Genomic DNA, 15496 nt, shown 5'->3' with positions numbered 1-15496 from the left:
CTTTGTACTCACCCTCTCGGGCTTTCCTCCGGGCGCTTCCCTTCGGTCTTGCGTTTCCGACTCTATCAGACCGTTTCCGTATCCGATTTCCTCGGTGCTTTCCAGGTTTCCGCTTTCGCGTTTCCCTTTCCGGCGAGTCCGACTCTATCAGATCCTTTCGGGCCTGACTCCCAGTCAGCGGGGTTTGTCTTCGCGGCTGTTGGGCCGTTCCGACGAGTGAGACATTAGCGGATCCCTGGCTCCCGAGCTAATCGGGGTGGCGCCCTTTCGAACGCGGAATCCTCATTTCGCAAACACGCATGAAAACGAGCCGACGACGAGTCGTCGATCGTTGAATGGTGGTGCGGAATGGCTGTCCGGGGACCGACCGGAGTCGACGCTCACGTCGGACAACTCGGAGAACACTACGGACGGGCCCAGGTCGTGTCAACTGCGGTCCGGACAGGCCGGCCGAGGCGTACGCTGCCGTCCATGACTACGCGTACGTGCACCCAGCAGTGGTGGGCCGCCTGACGGCGGCCGTACACACGTATGTACCCAACGGCCGCCGCCTCGGCGGCCGTTTTTGTGTCCCTCCTGGGGAGCCGGCCGGCGAGCGCGGCGGCCTCGACCAGGAGGTTGAGTGATGACGCGGATCTTCAGTGGGGTCAAGCCGACCGGGCATCTGACGCTGGGGAACTATCTGGGCGCCGTACGCCGCTGGGCCGAGGTCGACCAGCACCGGGCCGAGGCCCTGTTCTGCATCGTCGATCTGCACGCGCTGACCGTGGACCACGATCCGGGGCGGGTCCGCAGGCTCAGCAGGCAGGCGGCGACCTTGCTGCTGGCCTCGGGGCTCGATCCCGAGCTGTGCACCGTGTTCGTACAGAGTCACGTGGACGAGCACGCGCGGCTGTCGTACCTGCTGGAGTGCGTCGCGAGTGACGGCGAGATGCGGCGGATGATCCAGTACAAGGAGAAGGCCGCGCTGGAGCGGAGGCGCGGGGGGAGCGTACGGCTGTCACTGCTGACGTATCCCGTGCTGATGGCGGCCGACATCCTGGCGTACGGCAGCGACGAGGTGCCGGTCGGGGACGACCAGGCGCAGCACGTCGAACTGACCCGGGATCTGGCGGTGCGGTTCAACCAGCGGTACGGGCACACGTTCGTGGTGCCCCGGGCGACCCGGCCGGAGGTCGCGGCGCGGGTCATGAACCTTCAGGAGCCGACGTCGAAGATGGGCAAGAGCGACGATGTCGGACCGGGCGTCGTCTATCTGCTCGACGAACCGGAAGCCGTACGGAAGAAGATCATGCGCGCGGTGACGGACAGCGGGCAGGACGTCGCGTACGACCCGGAGACGCGGCCCGGGGTCTCGAATCTGCTGGAGATCCTCGCGGCGTGCGAGGGCGGCGACCCCGAAACCCTGAGCGGTGGGTACGCGTCGTACGGGGCTCTGAAGAAGGACACCGCCGACGCCGTGGTCGAGCTCCTCAGGCCTGTGCAGGAGCGGCACAAGGAGTTGTGCACGGATCCCGCCCAGATGGAGAAGGTGCTGCGGGACGGTGCGCGGCGGGCCAGGGAGATGGCGCGGCCGACGGTGGACTCGGCGTACGAGGCCATCGGGTTGCTCCCGCCCTCGGCCGGGTGACCGCGCGCCCGGGCCTCGGGCTCAAGGACTCGGCAACGGCCGGGTCCGAGGCCCGGGGGCCGGTCGGGGCGGGCGTCAGCTGTTGCCGGAGGCGAGTTCGCGGCTGCGGTCGCGGGCCGCTTCCAGCGCCGCGATGAGTGCGGCGCGTACGCCGTGGTTCTCGAGTTCGCGGATCGCGTTGATCGTGGTGCCCGCGGGAGACGTGACGTTCTCGCGGAGCTTCACGGGGTGCTCGCCGCTGTCGCGGAGCATCACGGCGGCGCCGATCGCGGACTGCACGATCAGGTCGTGCGCCTTGTCGCGGGGCAGGCCGAGCAGGATGCCCGCGTCCGTCATGGCCTCGACCAGGTAGAAGAAGTACGCCGGTCCCGAACCGGAGAGGGCCGTGCAGGCGTCCTGCTGCGACTCGGGAACCAGGAGGGTCTTGCCGACGGCGCCGAAGACCTCCTCGGCGTACGCCACGTGCTCGGCGGTGGCGTGGCTCCCGGCGGAGATGACGGACATGGCCTCGTCGACGAGGGCGGGGGTGTTCGTCATGACACGGACGACGGGGGTGCCGGGGGCCAGGCGCTCCTCGAAGAAGGAGGTCGGGATACCGGCCGCGCCGCTGATGATCAGGCGGTCGGCGGGGATGTGCGGGGCGAGTTCGTCGAGGAGGGCGCCCATGTCCTGGGGCTTGACCGTGAGGATCAGGGTGTCGGCGGTCTTCGCCGCTTCCGCGTTGCTGACCGGGGTGACGCCGTGGCGTTCCTGGAGTTCCCTGGCCCGCTCCGGGCGGCGGGCGGTGACCAGGAGATCGGTGGGGGCCCAGCCGGCTCGGATCATTCCGCTGAGCAGGGCTTCACCGATCTTGCCGGTGCCGAGGACTGCGACTTTCTGAGGCATGGTTGCGGGTGCCCTCCGGGGGTTGAGTCGTCCGCGTTCATCCTCCCACCGGGGTCGTGGGGGCGGGTGGGATGTCCGGTGGGCGGACGGCCCCCGAGTCGCCTACGCACCGGACATCCCACCCGTCCGCCCGTCCGCCCATGCGTCCGGTCGCCCGGTCGCCCGGTCGCGGGTTCGTACGGTCGCGGGTTCGTACGGCGTCCTACGGCGTCCTGCGTCGCAGGGTCGCCGCTCCGAGGCCCAGCACCAGCAGCGCGGTCCCGGCGACGATCAGCGCGTCGCGTACGAAGGTCGCGGTCATGTCCGTGTGCTTGAGGACCTCGTTCATGGCGTCGACCGCGTACGACATGGGGAGGACGTCGGAGATGGCCTCCAGGACGGGGTGCATGTTCGAGCGCGGGGTGAACAGGCCGCAGAGGAGGAGCTGGGGGAAGATCACCGCCGGCATGAACTGGACGGCCTGGAACTCGGAGGCGGCGAACGCCGAGACGAACAGGCCGAGGGCCGTTCCGAGGAGGGCGTCGAGGAGGGCGACCAGGAGGAGGAGCCAGGGGGAGCCCGTGACGTCCAGGCCGAGGAGCCAGACCGCGAGTCCGGTGGCCAGGGCCGACTGGACGATGGCGATCGCGCCGAAGGCGAGGGCGTAGCCGGCGATCAGGTCGCCTTTGCCCAGGGGCATGGCGAGGAGGCGTTCGAGCGTGCCGGAGGTGCGCTCGCGCAGGGTCGCGATCGAGGTCACCAGGAACATCGTGATCAGCGGGAAGATCCCGAGGAGGGACGCGCCGATGGAGTCGAAGGTGTGCGGGCTGCCGTCGAAGACGTAGCGGAGCAGGACCAGCATCACGCAGGGGACGAGGATCATCAGCGCGATGGTGCGCGGGTCGTGCCGCAGCTGGCGCAGGGCGCGGGCCGCGGTGGCCGTCGTACGGGAGAGGTTGAGCGGGCTCGGGCGGGACCCGGGTGCGGGGTGCCCCGGGGCGCCCGACTCCTCGGGCGCGGTGGGCGGGGTGGGGCTCGTGGCCGCGGTGGAACTCATCGGGCGGTCTCCTCTCGGGAGTCGGGGCCGGTGGCCGCGGATTTCGCGGCGGGGGTCGGCGCGGGCAGGTGTGCGGCCGCGACCGCCTCGTCCACGAGGTGCAGGAACGCGGCTTCGACGGTGTCCGAGCCGGTGCGTTCGCGGAGGGCGTCGGGGGTGTCGTCGGCGAGGATCCCGCCCTCGCGCATCAGGAGGAGCCGGTGGCAGCGCTCGGCCTCGTCCATGACGTGGGAGGAGATCAGGAGGGTCGTACCGCGCTGTTCGGCGACGGAGTGGAAGAGGTTCCACAGGTCGCGGCGCAGGACGGGGTCGAGGCCGACGGTCGGTTCGTCGAGGACGAGGAGTTCCGGGGCCCCGAGGAGGGCGACGGCGAGCGAGACGCGGCTGCGCTGGCCGCCCGAGAGGTTTCCGGCGAGGGCGTCGGTGTGCGAGGCGAGGTCGACGTCGCCGATGACCCGGGTGACGTCCGCGTGCCGGCGTTCGGCGGCGGCCCGGCCGGGGTCGAGGATCGCGGCGAAGTAGTCGAGGTTCTGGCGGACGGTCAGGTCGTCGTAGACGGAGGGCGCCTGGGTGACGTAGCCGATGCGGGAGCGCAGTGCGGCGTCGCCGGCGGGACGGCCGAGGACTTCGAGGGTGCCGCCGACCTTGGCCTGGGTGCCGACGGTCGCGCGCATCAGCGTGGACTTTCCGCAGCCGGAGGGGCCGAGCAGGCCGGTGATCTGGCCGCGCGGGACGGTGAAGTCGAGTCCGTGCAGGACGGTGCGGGTGCCGCGGACGACCGTGAGGCCCTCGGCGCGGACGGCGGGCGGGGAAAGAGGCACGGGCGATCCTGTGGGGTCGGGCGGACGCGGACGAATAATCATCGCGTGATGAATATTCCTCTCACGGGGTGCGCCGGTCAAGGGCCGGGCGGTACCGGCCGAACGGGCGGAGCGCCGGGCGGCGCAGGCGCGCGTCGGCGTGAACGGAACGGGATCGTCCGCGGCATCGCCGAGCCATGCGCTCCCGCGTTCGCGTGACAGCGGCCCGGAGGGGCTGCGCGGTCAACGGGCTTACCTGACAATGGATTTCACTGCGCGAAACGGCTCCGTGCCGAGTCGCCAGGTCCGTCGTGCCCTCCCCCGGCACGGCACCCACGCATCTCCCACTGTCGACCGGAGGTGCTGTCGTGATGCGCAAAGCCGATCTGTTCGCGTCCCTCGTCGTCTTTCTGGTGGCGTTGCCCCTGTGTGTCGGGGTCGCCATAGCGTCCGGAGTGCCGGCCGAACTGGGGCTGGTGACCGGGATCGTCGGCGGGCTGGTCGCCGGGACACTGCCCGGCAGCAGTCTCCAGGTGAGCGGGCCGGCGGCCGGGCTGACCGTGCTGGTGTACGAAGCCGTGCAGGCGTACGGGGTCCAGGCGCTCGGCGTGCTGGTGCTCGGCGCCGGTCTTGTGCAGCTCGGGCTCGGGGTTCTGCGGCTCGGGCGGTGGTTCCGCGCCGTGTCCGTGGCCGTCGTGCAGGGGATGCTCGCCGGGATCGGGCTCGTGCTGATCGCGGGCCAGGTGTACGCGATGGGCGACGAGGCCGCGCCCTCCGGCGGGCTCGGCAAGATCGCCGGGATCGCTTCGCTGGCCGGTGCCGCCGATCCCGTGGCGCTCGCGATCGGCGCCGCCACCGTGGCCGTACTGCTGCTGTGGCCGCGGTGGCGACGGGGGCCCGGCTGGTCCCGGCACCCCTGCTGGCGGTGGCGCTCGCATCGGGCGTGACCGGGACCTTCGACCTCGCGGTGCGACGGGTCGAGGTCCAGGGGTTGTTCGATGCCGTACGGCCGCCGGCCGTCGCGGACCTGGGACGGCTCACGGAAGTGGGCGTGATCGGGACCGTCCTGGCGTTCGCGCTGATCGCGTCGGCGGAGTCGTTGTTCAGCGCGGCGGCGGTGGACCGGCTGCACCGGGGGCCGCGTACCGACTACGACCGTGAGCTCATCGCGCAGGGCACCGGGAACACCGTGTGCGGGCTGCTCGGGGCGCTGCCCATGACCGCCGTGATCGTGCGGAGCGCTGCCAACGTGCAGGCGGGGGCGCAGACGAAGGCGTCGCGGGTGCTGCACGGGGTGTGGCTGCTGCTGTTCACGGCCGTGGTGCCCGCGGTGCTCGGGCTGATTCCGGTGGCGGCGCTGGCGGGGCTGCTGGTGCACGCGGGGTGCAAGCTCGTGCCGGTGCGGGAGGTACGGACGCTGTGGCGCGGGCATCGCGGTGAGGTGGCCGTCCTCGCGGTGACCGCGGTGGCGATCGTGGTCGGGAACCTGTTCGAGGGCGTGCTGGTCGGGCTCGCGCTGGCCGTGGCCAAGACCGCCTGGGACATCAGTCATGTGCACGTGGAGAGCGAGGACCGGGGCGCGGCGGGCATGGTCGTCCGGGTGGTCGGCAACGCCACCTTCCTGAGGCTGCCGAAGCTGCTGGACGCCTTGGAGGCCCTGCCGCACGACCGGGTCGTACGGCTGGAGCTGGGCGGACTGCGGCATGTGGACCACGCGTGCGCGGCGGCCCTCGACGCGTGGGCCGCCGGGCGGGATCACGAACGGATCGCCACCAGCAGCTCCACGACGTAGGTCTCCTCCACGAACCCCTCCGGGAAGGCCTGGAGGAGGTGGTCGCGTTCCTCGGCGAAGAACGCCCCGGTGGCCTCCTCGCCGAGGACCAGGAACTGCGAGTGGCTGCCGATGCTGGCGAGGCGGGTGTCGACCGGGACGCGCCGGCTCCAGCGGACCTGGCGGTGGTCGAAGGAGAGGCTGCCGCTGGGGTCGGCGGCCAGGGAGTGCGCGGGGGTGGCGGAGCTGGGGCTCTTCTCGGCCTTCCGGTCCTTCTCGTCCAGGCCGAGGAAGCGCTCGGCGCGCCGGGCCGCCGCCGCGATCCACGGGACGTCGAGCGCCTCGGTGTTCCACCACAGGGCCAGCGCCCCGCCGGGACGCAGCACGCGCAACGCCTCCGGCACCGAGCGGCTCGGCTCGGTCCAGTGCCAGGACTGGGCGTAGGTGAGGAAGTCCATCGAGGCGGTGGCGAGGGGCAGGGCGTCACCGCTGCCCCGCACGATCGGGATGCGGGGGTGGACGCGGCGGAACTCGCCGGCCATGCCGGGGCCGGGTTCCACGGCGAGGACGTCCGCGCCGCGGTGGTGCAGGAGTCCGGTCGAAATGCCGGTGCCCGCCCCCACGTCCGCCACCTTGGCCCCGCTCAGCGACCGGCCCGCGAGGCCTTCGACGGCGTCGAAGAGGGCGGGCGGATACGAAGGCCGGTTCGCCGCGTACTGCGCCGCGGCGGCGTTGAAGGAGTGGGCACGCGCGGCGTGCCGGGCGGCTCCGGGAGGAGTGGAGGGGGAGGGCGTCATGGGGTCATGATCGCGGGTGCGTGCGGGCCGGGGCAGAGGGTTTCCCGCCACGCCCCTGGGTGTGGGGTGCCGACCGGTGGGCGGGTCGGGGTCGGTCAGGCGCGGCGGCGCTTTTTTGCGGGGTTGCCTGCGCGGCGCGTGGTGCGGCGGGTGTACTGCTCCCTCGCCACCTCGTACTCCTCCCGGTGGAGCTTCTCGCCCGGGGCCTCGCTGAGCGAGCGGAAGAAGTAGGCGAGGAGGGAGCCGACGAAGCCGATGGCGAGCAGACCGCGCAGGGACGCCTGACGCTCGGGGTCGGGGCGCTTGGAGAAGGCGTCCGAGGTGTTGCGGAACGCGAGCGCGCTGCACACCGCGAACATCACCACGACCATCACGGTCACGGGCGTTCCCACGTCCGCGACGGCCAGGCCCTGGTAGGCGAAACGGAGCACGAGACAGGCGGCCACGGCCGCGGCGAGCGAGCCGACGGCCACGCCGATCCGGCGGCCGGTGTAGCCGCCGTCGTGCTCCACCCAGGTCGTCCCGAAGAAGCGCAGGGGCTCGGGCCGGGGCCCCGCGGGGGTGCCGGTTCCGGTGCTGGTGCTGGTCTCGTCGCTCACGCGACGATTATCGCTCCGGTCAGGAGTCCGGCGGCCGCCGCGGGGTGCCGTTCGGCGGAGGCGTCGGTCAGGAGCACTTCGGGGCGACGTAGCCGTCGGTGCCCGTCTGGACGTACGCGTCCGACACGAACTGGCCGTTCGAGATGTTGTCCCAGATCTGGCTCGTGCCGTAGGGGCCGCTGACGGACTCGCCGGGGCACTGGCAGTAGATCGGGACGCGCGAACCCGCCGCGAGGGTGCGCACGATGCTGAAGTGGGTGCCGGGGCCACTTCTGACGTTGACGTTGTGACCCGGCGCGAGCGGGTACGTGCGGAGCGCCTGGGCGGTCAGCTGCTCGGCTTCCGCCGCATCCGTGACAGCGATGTCTTCCGTGGCCATTTCGATCTCCCCCATTGATTGATTCACGCCAATTGCAGGACGCGCGCCGAGGCTAGCAAGCCGCCGGGGTTTCGCACGAAGGATCGACTAGGCTCTGCGCGTCGCGCACGCGGTCGAACCCACGGGGGTGAGTGATGCCGCCACAGCGCAGCACCGGTACGGAATCGGAAGCGGAACAACCGCGCTATGCCGGCCAGTACCTGCTGGAATCCAGACTCGGCTCCGGTGGCATGGGAATCGTGCATCTGGCGCGCTCCGCCTCCGGGTTGCGGCTGGCCGTCAAGGTCGTACACGCCGAGTTCTCCCAGGACCCCGAGTTCAGGGGGCGGTTCCGTCAGGAGATCGCGGCCGCCCGCCGGGTCAGCGGTGCCTTCACCGCACCGGTCGTGGACGCCGATCCCGAGGCCGAACGCCCGTGGATGGCAACGCTGTTCATTCCCGGGCCGACGCTCGCCGAGCACGTGAAGCGGAACGGCGCGATGTCCACCGCCCGGCTGCGCCATCTGATGGCCGGACTCGCCGAGGCACTGCGGGACATCCACCGGGCAGGCGTCGTCCACCGTGACCTCAAGCCCAGCAACGTCCTGCTGGCGGAGGACGGGCCGAAGGTCATCGACTTCGGCATCTCCCGCCCCTCGGACAGTGAACTGCGTACGGAGACCGGCAAGTTGATCGGCACTCCGCCGTTCATGGCGCCGGAACAGTTCCGCAAGCCACGTCATGTGGGCCCGGCCGCCGACGTGTTCGCGCTCGGCTCGCTGATCGTGCACGCCGCCACCGGGAGCGGACCCTTCGATTCGGACAGTCCGTATCTGGTCGCGTATCAAGTCGTCCACGACGAGCCCGACCTGACGGGTGTGCCGGACGATCTGGTCGAGCTCGTCGGGCGCTGTCTCGCCAAGGAGCCGGAGGACCGGCCCACCCCGGACGAGCTCATGACGGCGCTGCGTTCGGTCTCGGCGTCGTACGACACCCGCGCGTTCATCCCCGAACAGCGCGTCGGCAACGGGGAGTCGGCGGAGCCCGCCTTCCCGGTCCGGCCGGCCTCGTCCGGGCGTCCGGGAGGTTCCGAGGATCCGACCCATATGGCCGGGCGGAGGCGGTCCTGGCGGCGTTGGCGGCTGCCGGCGTCCGCCGTGGCCGTCGCCGCCGCGGCGGCCGCCGCCGGAGTGTTCGCCGTCCCCGGTCCGCGCGCGGACCCGCACGACCCCGCCCCGGGACGGTCGGCCGCGTCCGCCGCCCGGAGCGCCTTCCGGCCGTGGGAACTCGGCCTGAGCGCCTCCGGCGCCACAGCGGACGGGCAGCCGCAGTGCACGTACGCGGGCAAGAGGCTGCTCTGTGTCCGGCCCGGTGTCCTGGCGGCCGCGATCGATCCGGACGACGGCAAGGTGCTGTGGTCCCGGAGCGATCCGGGGGACGCGAGTGCCTACAGCACCCCGGCTCCGGTCCTGTCCGGGGGACTTCTGCTGGTCGGCAGCGGCAACGGGCGGCGTCTGACCGCGCTGGATCCCGCCACGGGCGCGACGCGCTGGAGCCGCGACGTCTCGCGCTACTCGGGCGGCGTCGCCCATGTCGCCGACGTCGTCCTGCTCAGCGGCTCCGACTCGCGGGTCACCGCCTTGGACGCCGCCACCGGCGAGCAGAAGTGGCGGCACGCGATTCCTGGGCTGAGTGTGCCTCAGTTCCACACGTACGGCGACGGGTTGGCTTACGCGGTGGCGCCGGCCGCCGGGACGGGGACGCGGGTGACCGCGGTGGATCCGGAGACCGGTGCCGTGACGTGGCAGCGCCGCGTCGAGGGAAGGCTGGACCTGGTGGCCGCCCGCGACGGGACCGCGTGGTTCACCTCGGCCACGGTCGACCTCTACACCGATGACGTCGTGCGCTACGACGTGGCGGCCCGCACGCTCCGCCGCACCGCGCTGCGCATCCCGCAGGCGCAGACGCAGACGGTGCTCCGGGGGGACACGGCCTACCTGCTGGGGAGCGAGGGTTCGCTGGTCGCCGTGGACACCCGCACCGCGAAGGAGCTGTGGCGGGTGGAGACGTCCGTGACCAAGGCGTCGGCGCCGGTCGTGTCCGGCCACCGCCTCTACCTCAGCGCGGTGGACGGGCGGCTCATCGCGGTCGACACCGACAAGGGCGTCCTGATCGGACAGACCCGGGCCCGCCTCGGTGACCGGCGGGGTTCACTCGTCAGCGTGCTCCCGGCACCCGTCACCGCCGGCACCCGTGTCTACGCCACCTCCCCCGACGGCTCCCTCTTCGCCGTCGACGGGCGGGATCCCTCGGGGTGGTGACAGGGCGAAGGGGCCACCCCTGCGGGGACGGCCCCTTCACACGCTTCACGGGCTGCCGGTCACGGGCCGCCGAGGGCCGGTTCGCGAGCCGGCCCGGCTCCGGAGCCGGTGCGGCCTTCTTCGAGGTTCGAGGTCAGCCCAGCTTCGAGACGTCGCGCACCGCGCCCTTGTCCGCGCTCGTCGCCATCGCCGCGTAGGCGCGCAGGGCGGCGGTGACCTTGCGTTCGCGGTTCGCGGGGGCGTAGACGCCGTTCAGGGCCTCCCGCCGGGTTTCCAACTCCTCGTCGGACACGAGCAGTTCGATCGAGCGGTTCGGGATGTCGATACGGATGCGGTCGCCGTCGCGGACGAGCGCGATGGTGCCGCCGGACGCCGCCTCCGGGGACGCGTGACCGATCGACAGGCCCGAAGTGCCGCCGGAGAAGCGGCCGTCGGTGATCAGCGCGCAGGTCTTGCCGAGACCACGGCCCTTGAGGAACGAGGTCGGGTAGAGCATCTCCTGCATACCGGGGCCGCCCTTGGGACCCTCATAGCGGATGACCACGACGTCGCCGTGCGTGATCTCCTTCTTGAGGATCTTGTCGACGGCCTCGTCCTGGGACTCGCAGACGACCGCGGGGCCCTCGAAGGTCCAGATGGACTCGTCGACGCCGGCCGTCTTCACGACACAGCCGTCGACGGCGAGGTTGCCCTTGAGGACCGCGAGGCCGCCGTCCTTGGAGTAGGCGTGCTCGGCGGAGCGGATGCAGCCGTTCTCGGCGTCCTCGTCGAGCGCCTCCCAGCGCTCGGACTGGGAGAAGGCCTCGGAGGAGCGGACGCAGCCGGGGGCCGCGTGCCACAGCTCGATGGCCTCGGGGGACGGGGAGCCGGCGCGCACGTCCCAGGTCTTCATCCAGTCGGACAGGGACGGGCTGTGGACGGTGTGGACGTCCTCGTTGAGCAGGCCCGCGCGGTGCAGTTCGCCGAGCAGGGCGGGGATGCCGCCGGCCCGGTGCACGTCCTCCATGTAGTACGTGCGGTCCTTGGCGACGTTCGGGGCGACCTTGGCGAGGCACGGAACCCGGCGCGAGACCTCGTTGATCTCGTCCAGACCGAACGGGACACCGGCCTCCTGGGCGGCGGCCAGCAGGTGCAGGATCGTGTTGGTGGAGCCGCCCATCGCGATGTCCAGGGCCATGGCGTTCTCGAAGGCCGCGTGGGTGGCGATGTTGCGCGGCAGGACCGACTCGTCGTCCTGGTCGTAGTAGCGGCGCGTGATGTCGACGACCGTGCGGGCCGCGTCCTCGTACAGGCCCTTGCGGGCGGTGTGCGTGGCGAGGACCGAGCCGTTGCCGGGCAGGCTCAGACCGATGGCCTCGGTCAGGCAGTTCATCGAGTTGGCCGTGAACATGCCGGAACAGGAGCCGCAGGTCGGACAGGCGTTCTCCTCGATACGGAGGATGTCCTCGTCCGAGATCTTGTCGTTCACGGCGTCCGAGATCGCGTCGACGAGGTCGAGCGTGCGGACCGTGCCGTCGACCAGGGTGGCCCGGCCGGACTCCATCGGGCCGCCGGAGACGAACACGGTCGGGATGTTCAGGCGCAGGGCGGCCATGAGCATGCCGGGCGTGATCTTGTCGCAGTTCGAGATGCAGATCAGGGCGTCGGCGCAGTGCGCCTCGACCATGTACTCCACCGAGTCGGCGATCAGGTCGCGGGAGGGCAGGGAGTACAGCATGCCGCCGTGGCCCATCGCGATGCCGTCGTCGACGGCGATCGTGTTGAACTCGCGGGCGATGCCGCCGGCGGCCGTGATGGCCTCGCTGACGATCCGGCCGACGGGCTGGAGGTGGGTGTGCCCCGGCACGAACTCCGTGAAGGAGTTGGCGACCGCGATGATCGGCTTCCGTCCGATGTCCGCGCCGGGTACACCGGAGGCTCGCATCAGGGCGCGTGCGCCCGCCATGTTGCGGCCGTGGGTGACTGTGCGGGACCTCAGCTCGGGCATCGTCGCTCGCTCCTTCGGAGATGAAGACTGAAGTCGAGCGTACGCCGGTGCTCCAGGATCCGGACAGGCCGTCCGCATCTCGGGACATACGTCTCGAACAGCGGCCACCCTCGTAGGGCATACCCGCACGTCAGCGGCGTACGGACGAGGTGGAGCCATGCCGTCGGCGGTTCCGCTCGCTCAGGGGTTCGTCAGGTGTCCCTGCACCACGGGCGCCACTTTCGCGACGATGCGCTCCAGGTCCACCGAGGCCAGCGGCTCCACCTTGATCACATGGCGGAGCATGGCGACCCCGACCAGTTGGGCCGCTGCCAGCTCCACGCGCAGCTCCGCGTCCGGGGCGTCGAGCCGGGCCGCGACGCGGCGCAGCAGCTGGGCCGCGACGAGGCGTCGGAAGACGGCGGCCGCGGTGTCGTTGTTGACCGCCGAGCGGACGATCGCCAGCAGCGGTGTACGGCTCGTGGGGTTCTCCCAGACGCCGAGGAAGAACCGGGTGAGGCGTTCCCCGACGCCGTCGAGAGGGCCCTCGACGATCGTGTCGGGGGCGCCGAGCGCGGGGGCCATGGCTCCCGCGACGGCCGCCTCGAAGACCTGTTCCTTGGTGCCGAAGTAGTGGTGCACGAGGGCCGGGTCCACGCCGGCGGACCTGGCGATGCCGCGGATCGACGTCTTCTCGTACCCGCGCTCGGAGAACTCCTCGCGGGCCGCCTCCAGGATGCGGTCGCGGGTGGCGGGGCCCGCCTCGGTCTCGGTACGGCTGGGGCGTCCCCGGCCGCGGCGGGGGGCGGCGTCCGTCACCTGCGGGGCACCTTCACGGCGGAGGCGAGGTGGAGCCGGGTGAAGGCGAGGGCCTCGGCGAGGTCGGCCTCGCGTTCGGCGCTGGACATCGCGCGGCGGGTGTTGACCTCGATGACGACATGGCCGTCGAAGCCGGACAGGGCGAGGCGGTCCAGGAGTTCGGCGCAGGGCTGCGTGCCGCGGCCGGGGACCAGGTGCTCGTCCTTGTTGGAACCGTTGCCGTCGGCGAGGTGGACGTGTCCCAGGCGGTCGCCCATCCGGTCGATCATCTGGAGGGCGTCGGTGCGGGCGGTCGCCGTGTGGCTGAGGTCGATCGTGAAGTGCCGGTAGTCGTCCTTCGTCACGTCCCAGTCGGGGGCGTACGCGAGCATCTCGCGGTCGCGGTAGCGCCACGGGTACATGTTCTCGACGGCGAACCGCACGTCCGTCTCGTCGGCCATGCGCCAGATCCCGGTGACGAAGTCACGGGAGTACTGGCGCTGCCAGCGGAACGGGGGGTGGACCACGACGGTGCTCGCGCCGAGCTTCTCGGCGGCCGCCTTCGCGCGCTGGAGCTTGGTCCACGGGTCGGTGGACCAGACCCGCTGGGTGATCAGCAGGCAGGGTGCGTGGACGGCGAGGATCGGCATCCGGTGGTAGTCGCTGAGGCGGCGCAGCGCGTCGATGTCCTGGCTGACCGGATCGGTCCACACCATGACCTCGACTCCGTCGTAGCCGAGGCGCGCGGCGATCTCGAAGGCCGTCGCCGTCGACTCCGGGTACACGGACGCCGTGGACAGCGCGACCTTCGCATCCGGGATCCGCACGACTGGTTCTGCCACGAGGGACAGCGTACGGGGTGCCTCCGGCGGTTGGGCGGGGGTGGCGAGCTTGGCCGAGGGGCTCCTGTCCGGCCCCGGTGGGGCTGTCTCGGGCCTGCCGCCCGGGGGCGTACGGGCCCGCCGGCCTGGGACGCTCCGGCCTCCGGCCGGGGGTGGGGTTCGGCTTCCGGTGGTGGGGGTGGGGGCTGGGGGCGGGGTCTGCTTGTGATCGATGCCACGGCCCTGCCGGGCGTTCTGGGGGGGCGCCTCGTCGCTGTTGGGGTCTGTGTTGGTGGGCGGGCTCCCCTTGCGGGGGGCTGGGGGCCCAACGCCGTGGGGGCGGGGGCTGTCGGCTGCCTCCCCCTGTGTGGGGGCTGGGCGCGCCGTTCCCCGCGCCCCTTCAGGGCGGTCTGCCGCTCAGGGCGTTCCAGGGCCCCCGCACCCCATCGCCGTGGGGGCGGGGCTGTCGGCGGCCTCCCCTGTGTGGGGGCTGGGGGCGCCGTTCCTCGCGTCCCTTCAGGGCCGTCTGCCCTCGCCGCGTTCCGGGGGCCGGCGCTCGGGCGGCGCATCGCCGTGGGGGCGGGGCTGTCGGCTGCCTCCCCTGTGTGGGGGCTGGGGGCGCCGTTCCCCGCGCCCCTTCGGGTGCCTGCCGCTCAGGGTGTTCCAAGGTGCCGCGCGCGGGCGCGGCCCCCTTGTTACTCCGAGGCCATCTGGTCCAGGCGGCGCAGGATGACGCCCTCGCGCAGGGCCCAGGGGCAGATCTCCACGGTTTCGACGCCGAAGAGGTCCATGGCGGCCTCGGCGACCAGGGCGCCGGCGAGGAGCTGGCCGGAGCGGCCCGGGGAGACGCCCGGCAGCTCGGCCCGTTCGTCGGAGGTCATGGACGCGAGGCGGGGGACCCAGTCCTCCAGCGAGCGGCGCTTGAGCTCGCGCTGGACGTACAGGCCGTCGGTGCTGCGGGCGGCACCGGCGATACGGGCGAGCTGCTTGAACGTCTTGGAGGTGGCGACCACATGGTCCGGGGCGCCGAAACGGCTGAACTCCCCGACCGTCCGGGCGATCTGGGCCCGCACATGCCGGCGCAGCGCCCGCACGGCCCCCGGGTCCGCCGGGTCGGTGGGCAGCCAGCCCGCGGTGAGCCGGCCGGCACCGAGCGGCAGCGACACCGCCGCGTCCGGCTCCTCGTCCATGCCGTACGCGATCTCCAGGGAGCCGCCGCCGATGTCGAGGACGAGCAGCTTGCCCGCCGACCAGCCGAACCAGCGGCGGACCGCCAGGAACGTGAGCCGTGCCTCCTCGGCGCCGGTGAGCACCTGGAGCTCGACATCGGTCTCGGCCTGCACCCGGGCGAGAACCTCGTCGGCGTTGCCGGCCTCGCGCACGGCCGACGTCGCGAAGGGCAGCAGGGCCTCGACACCCTTGTCCTCGGCGGCCTCCAGGGCGTCCTGGACCGTCTCGATCAGCTTGTCGACGCCCTCGGGGCCGATCGCCCCGCTCTCGTCGAGCAGTTGGGCAAGCCGCAGATCGGCCTTGTGCGAATGCGCGGGCAGCGGCCGGGCGCCGGGGTGGGCGTCCACCACCAGCAGATGCACCGTGTTCGAACCCACGTCGAGGACACCGAGTCTCATGTACGGAACGCTACTGCCCGCACGGCGGTTCACGTGGGGTGGGGCGAAAGCCCACGTCGAACGGTGACCTCAGGTCGGCCGCCACG

General features: G+C 71.9%; 12 protein-coding genes and 1 pseudogene. 3 read left to right on the top strand and 10 right to left on the bottom strand.

From position 1 onward, the window contains the following. Window positions 1–625 precede the first annotated feature (625 nt). Window positions 626–1630 (top strand): tryptophan--tRNA ligase, encoded by a 1005-nt coding sequence (gene trpS, locus ACF07B_RS37880; RefSeq protein ID WP_392182254.1) that lies wholly within the window; start codon window positions 626–628, stop codon window positions 1628–1630. Between the two features lie 75 nt (window positions 1631–1705). On the opposite strand, the gene proC is transcribed toward trpS, so the two are convergent. From proC to ACF07B_RS37865, 3 genes are all read right to left on the bottom strand, one after another. Beyond that, window positions 1706–2515 carry a pyrroline-5-carboxylate reductase gene (proC, locus tag ACF07B_RS37875; RefSeq protein WP_103554842.1) on the bottom strand — a complete coding sequence of 270 codons (810 nt, stop codon included), beginning with the start codon at window positions 2513–2515 and terminating at the stop codon, window positions 1706–1708. Window positions 2516–2717: 202 nt separating this feature from the next. Further along, window positions 2718–3551: an ABC transporter permease gene (locus ACF07B_RS37870; protein WP_392182253.1), complete on the bottom strand. Its 834-nt coding sequence runs from the start codon at window positions 3549–3551 to the stop codon at window positions 2718–2720. Then, a complete protein-coding gene (locus tag ACF07B_RS37865; protein ID WP_392182252.1) occupies window positions 3548–4414 on the bottom strand; it encodes an ABC transporter ATP-binding protein in 867 nt (288 codons plus the stop codon). Before ACF07B_RS37865 ends, ACF07B_RS37870 begins: the two co-directional genes overlap by 4 nt. Before the next feature lie 308 nt (window positions 4415–4722). Between ACF07B_RS37865 and ACF07B_RS37860 the strand changes: the two are divergent. Continuing rightward, window positions 4723–6143, top strand: a pseudogene (locus ACF07B_RS37860) (SulP family inorganic anion transporter). On the opposite strand, the gene ACF07B_RS37855 reads toward ACF07B_RS37860, so the two are convergent. From ACF07B_RS37855 to ACF07B_RS37845, 3 genes are all read right to left on the bottom strand, one after another. Next, window positions 6107–6919: a class I SAM-dependent methyltransferase gene (locus ACF07B_RS37855; protein WP_392182251.1), complete on the bottom strand. Its 813-nt coding sequence runs from the start codon at window positions 6917–6919 to the stop codon at window positions 6107–6109. The pseudogene ACF07B_RS37860 and the gene ACF07B_RS37855 overlap by 37 nt on opposite strands. Window positions 6920–7014: 95 nt before the next feature. Beyond that, the gene (locus ACF07B_RS37850; RefSeq protein WP_392182250.1) at window positions 7015–7518 is read right to left on the bottom strand and encodes an EamA/RhaT family transporter; all 504 of its coding nucleotides are present in this window, start codon (window positions 7516–7518) and stop codon (window positions 7015–7017) included. A 67-nt stretch (window positions 7519–7585) separates the two neighbouring features. Continuing rightward, window positions 7586–7897, bottom strand: a complete 312-nt coding sequence (locus ACF07B_RS37845) for a peptidase (protein WP_392182249.1) — start codon at window positions 7895–7897, stop codon at window positions 7586–7588. Between the two features lie 134 nt (window positions 7898–8031). Here ACF07B_RS37845 and ACF07B_RS37840 point away from each other — a divergent pair, with 134 nt between their 5' ends. After that, entirely contained in the window at window positions 8032–10197 is a 2166-nt protein-coding gene (locus ACF07B_RS37840; protein ID WP_392182248.1) for a PQQ-binding-like beta-propeller repeat protein, read from the top strand. A 133-nt stretch (window positions 10198–10330) separates the two neighbouring features. Here the strand turns inward: ACF07B_RS37840 and ilvD are convergent, their stop codons facing one another. The 4 genes from ilvD to ACF07B_RS37820 all read right to left on the bottom strand — a co-directional run bounded on the left by ilvD (window position 10331) and on the right by ACF07B_RS37820 (window position 15410). Beyond that, window positions 10331–12184 (bottom strand): dihydroxy-acid dehydratase, encoded by a 1854-nt coding sequence (gene ilvD, locus ACF07B_RS37835; RefSeq protein ID WP_362395928.1) that lies wholly within the window; start codon window positions 12182–12184, stop codon window positions 10331–10333. 180 nt (window positions 12185–12364) lie between these two features. Further along, entirely contained in the window at window positions 12365–12982 is a 618-nt protein-coding gene (locus tag ACF07B_RS37830) for a TetR family transcriptional regulator (RefSeq protein WP_369485153.1), read from the bottom strand. After that, window positions 12979–13803: a sugar phosphate isomerase/epimerase gene (locus ACF07B_RS37825; RefSeq protein WP_362395923.1), complete on the bottom strand. Its 825-nt coding sequence runs from the start codon at window positions 13801–13803 to the stop codon at window positions 12979–12981. Before ACF07B_RS37825 ends, ACF07B_RS37830 begins: the two co-directional genes overlap by 4 nt. 674 nt (window positions 13804–14477) lie before the next feature. Next, window positions 14478–15410 (bottom strand): Ppx/GppA family phosphatase, encoded by a 933-nt coding sequence (locus ACF07B_RS37820; RefSeq protein ID WP_369485154.1) that lies wholly within the window; start codon window positions 15408–15410, stop codon window positions 14478–14480. Window positions 15411–15496 lie beyond the last annotated feature (86 nt).

It is taken from the genome of Streptomyces sp. NPDC015532, from assembly GCF_043078065.1.
Taxonomy (GTDB): domain Bacteria; phylum Actinomycetota; class Actinomycetes; order Streptomycetales; family Streptomycetaceae; genus Streptomyces.
This window is presented reverse-complemented; position numbering and strand designations above follow the sequence as displayed.